The organism is Pseudonocardia sp. SID8383 (assembly GCF_009864975.1).
Classification (GTDB): domain Bacteria; phylum Actinomycetota; class Actinomycetes; order Mycobacteriales; family Pseudonocardiaceae; genus Pseudonocardia; species Pseudonocardia alni.
Map to the genome: position 1 here is coordinate 1 of NZ_WWFY01000047.1, position 3,330 is coordinate 3,330.

A 3,330-nucleotide genomic window follows, 5' to 3' on the forward strand; every position below is an offset into this window, starting at 1 on the left:
CGCAGCGTCTCGGCGTCGGGCGTGCCGGTCAGCACCTCGGCGGCCCCGGCGGAGCGCAGGACCGTGGCGTGCCGGTCGTCGGGCACGACGGCGACGGCGTGCACCCCGAGGTGCCGCGCGACCTGCAGCGCCGCGGCCCCGATGCTGTTCGCCGCGGCCGTGACGACGAGCCGGTCCCCCTCCCGCAGCCGGACGGCGTGGCGGGTCATGCCCCACACGGTCAGCAGCGGCATCCACAGCGCGGCGGCGCCGTCGTCGTCGAGACCGGGCGGGCGGGCCAGCAGCGACCGGACCGGTACGACGGCCTCGTCGGCGTAGACCGGGTGCTCGTTCTGCGACGACGCCGGGATCACGCACACCTCGTCGCCGGGCGCCCAGCCCGTCACCCCCGGACCGGTCCCGAGCACGGTGCCCGAGCACTCGCTGCCCAGGCCCGCGGGGAGCACCGGGGCGTCGAGGTAGGTGCCGCGGCGGAAGTTGACCTCGGAGCGGTTGAGCCCGACCGAGTGCACCCGGATCCGCACCTCCCCCGGGCCCGGGGCGCGCAGCGGCAGCCGCTCGATCCGCAGCACCTCCGGGCCGCCCGTGGCGTGGAAGCGGACGGTGCGCACGAGCGGGGACGTCACGACGGACCAGCCTAGGTCCGTGGTGGCCGGTAGGGCACGATGAGCACCGTTGCGCGGGGAAAGGACAGGGATGCGGCGGCGGGTCGAGGTCGGGCTGGAACGGATCACGTTCTTCAGCGACGGGGTGTTCGCCATCGCGATCACGCTGCTGGTGCTGCCGCTGACCGACGCCGAGTTCGGCCCGGGCCCGGTCGCCCCGCAGCTGGTGGAGCTGCTGCCGCGGATGCTCACCTTCGCGCTGAGCTTCGCGGTGATCGGGCGGTACTGGACGGTCCACCACCAGCTGTTCGCCCGCTTCGACCGCGCCGACGCCCGGATGACGACGCTCAACCTCGGCTACCTGTTCGGCATCGCGTTCCTGCCGTTCCCGACGTCGCTGCTCGGCGGGCACGGCGACAGCACCGCGGCCGTCGTGCTCTATGCGGCCACCCTGGTCGTCATCGGCTCGTTCTCCGCCGCGATGTGGGCCTACGGCTCCTACCGCGGCCGCCTGACCCGCGCCGACGTGACCCCGGACGAGGCCCGCCACACGCTGGTCAACGGGCTGGCGCCGGTGGTGTCGTTCCTGCCGTCGCTGGTGATCGCCCCGCTGAGCCCGACCTGGGCGATGCTGTCCTGGCTGCTCACCATCCCGGTCTCGGCCGTCGCGGAGCGGCTGTTCCCCGAGCACCGCGCGGCGCGGGCCCGCGCGCAGGGGGGCACGCCGGCCTCGGCCAGCTCGCGCCGGACCTGCTCGATCGGGTCGAGGGTGATCAGGCACAGGTCGGCGCTGCCCGGAGTGGGCCGCTCGGCCTTCGGCTCGAACTCCCGCCCCGCCTCGTGCAGGTTGATCTTGCTGGGGCCGAAGGCGAGTGCGCGGCGCCCGCCGCCGAACTCGACGGCCTCCATCCCGAGCACCCGGGTGTAGAACGCGACGGTGGCGTCGACGTCGGCGACGGTCAGCACGAGGTGGTCGAGGTGGTCGATGCGCATGCCCGCGATGCTGGCAGCCGGGCCACCCAGACGCAGATCCTCCTGTGGGTGACCGCCACCGCCCCGGACCGTGAGCGGGCACCGGACGTCGACACCCACACGGACCAACCGGGCGGGTCGCTACCGGCGAACGGGCGTTCGTGAATCACCCTTGTACCTGGCCGTGCAGCCGAGTGGAGAGGGACGAGGACGCACGTGGACGACGAGCTGACGACCGGCGGGGAGACCCCGCCCGCGGACACCGCGAGCACCCCGGCGCCCGAACCGCCGAAGCGGAGGCGGGGCAGGCCACCGGGCTCGACGGCCCGCACCACCCGGGTCGTGACCATGACCCTGACCGTCAGCGGTTCCGCCGACGGCGACTGGCAGGCCGAGCTGAAGCAGGGCACCACGTGGGTGGCCCGCGGCCTGCCGGTGACGGCGTCGGCGGTGTCCGCGGCGGCTGCGGCGCTGCACGCCGACCTGTCCGGTCCGGTCGACGAGCTCATCGAGGGCGCCCGGTCGGCGAAGGCCGCGCGGGTGGCGGAGCTGGAGGCCGAGCTGGAGCGGGCGCGCAAGGACCTGGCCGAGCTGGAGCAGTGACCGCGCCGGGGGTGACCGGCGCGGTGGCTCAGCCGAGCAGCGGCCCCAGTGTCGTGGCGTGCTCGCGCAGCAGGGTGACCAGCTCGGGGTCCGGGTCGGCGACCCGGGTCGCCGGGCCGGACAGCGCGAGACCCGCGACGAGCGCCCCGTCTGCGGGCGAACGGACCGGTACGGCCAGGCACCCGCGGTCCGGGCGCAGCTGACCGGTCTGGGTGGCCAGGCCGTCGCGGCGGACGGCGTCGAGGACGGCGTCGAGCGCGTCCGGGTCGGTGACGGTGCGGTCGGTGACCGGGCGCAGGTCGCGGACCAGGGCCCGCCAGTCGGGCTGCTCGGCGAGCAGCAGCCTGCCCAGCGCGGAGGCCTGGGGCAGCCGGGCGAGCAGGTCGGCGTCGCTGGGCGGGTGGTCCGGGTCCGGGTCGAGGACCTGCAGCCGGGCGCCGTCGAAGATCGCCAGGTGCACCCCCCAACGGACCCGGCCGCGCAGGTGGTCGACGACGGTGCGCGCGGCGGTCGGCAGCCGCGGGACCGCGACCGGGGACAGCCGCGCGGCACGGCGCCCGAGCGCGAAGCCGCGCAGGTCGGGCAGCCGGACCAGGTACTCCTCGCCGACGAGCAGGTTCAGCACCCGGTAGGTGGTCGCCGGGGGCAGCCGCAGCGCCGTCGAGATCTCCTTGGCGGTGACCCCGGGTCCGGCCGCGACGACCTCCTCGAGCACCGCGAGCGCGGTCCGCACGGCCCGTGGCTGGCGTCCGCTGATCGGCGCCGGGTCGACCGTCACCGGGCCCGCCCCCAGACGTCGGAGGCGACGGTCTCGTCGTAGACGCCCAGGTCGTGCAGCCGCCCGCGGCGGCGCAGCACGACGGCCCACACCGCACCGGCCGCGAGCGCCACGGTGAGCGCGATCCCGGTGGCCGGGGCGGCGACGACGAACGCGACCAGGGCCGCGACCAGCGACGGGACGGCCACCACCGCGGTCGCGACCGCGGCCGGGGTGAGCTCACCGATGCGACGCAGGAACGCCGGCGCGGCCAGGCAGACCAGCGCGTAGCCGACGAGGAACCCGACCGTCGCGACGCCGAGCAGCGCGGCGAGCACCGTCCCGACCGGAACGCCCAGCGCGACCGGGACGGCGACCGCGAGCGTCGCCGCG

At 76.0% G+C, this 3,330-nt stretch carries 4 protein-coding genes and 2 pseudogenes; 2 read left to right on the forward strand and 4 right to left on the reverse strand.

The genetic code is table 11. The features are described 5' to 3' along the window. A partial coding sequence (locus tag GTW08_RS01385) for an alcohol dehydrogenase catalytic domain-containing protein (protein WP_161151280.1) occupies positions 1-626 on the reverse strand: 626 nt, incomplete at its 3' end. Between the two features lie 70 nt (positions 627-696). Here GTW08_RS01385 and GTW08_RS32785 point away from each other — a divergent pair. Then, positions 697-978: pseudogene (locus GTW08_RS32785) on the forward strand (TMEM175 family protein); the annotation flags it as partial. A 125-nt stretch (positions 979-1,103) separates the two neighbouring features. On the opposite strand, the gene GTW08_RS32790 reads toward GTW08_RS32785, so the two are convergent. Further along, entirely contained in the window at positions 1,104-1,598 is a 495-nt protein-coding gene (locus GTW08_RS32790; RefSeq protein WP_304580094.1) for a VOC family protein, read from the reverse strand. Positions 1,599-1,793: 195 nt separating this feature from the next. Here GTW08_RS32790 and GTW08_RS01400 point away from each other — a divergent pair, with 195 nt between their 5' ends. After that, complete coding sequence (locus GTW08_RS01400) at positions 1,794-2,180, forward strand: DUF6319 family protein (protein ID WP_073574536.1); 387 nt, start codon at positions 1,794-1,796, stop codon at positions 2,178-2,180. Positions 2,181-2,208: 28 nt separating this feature from the next. On the opposite strand, the gene GTW08_RS01405 is transcribed toward GTW08_RS01400, so the two are convergent. Next, a complete protein-coding gene (locus GTW08_RS01405) occupies positions 2,209-2,958 on the reverse strand; it encodes an IclR family transcriptional regulator (RefSeq protein ID WP_083658146.1) in 750 nt (249 codons plus the stop codon). Then, a pseudogene (locus tag GTW08_RS01410) lies at positions 2,955-3,330 on the reverse strand (APC family permease); the annotation flags it as partial. The gene GTW08_RS01405 and the pseudogene GTW08_RS01410, both read right to left, overlap by 4 nt.

Excerpts from the sequence above, each read along its gene's own strand:
- GTW08_RS32790 (WP_304580094.1), bottom strand. The coding sequence starts at position 1,598 with ATGCGCATCGACCACCTCGACCACCTCGTGCTGACCGTCGCCGACGTC.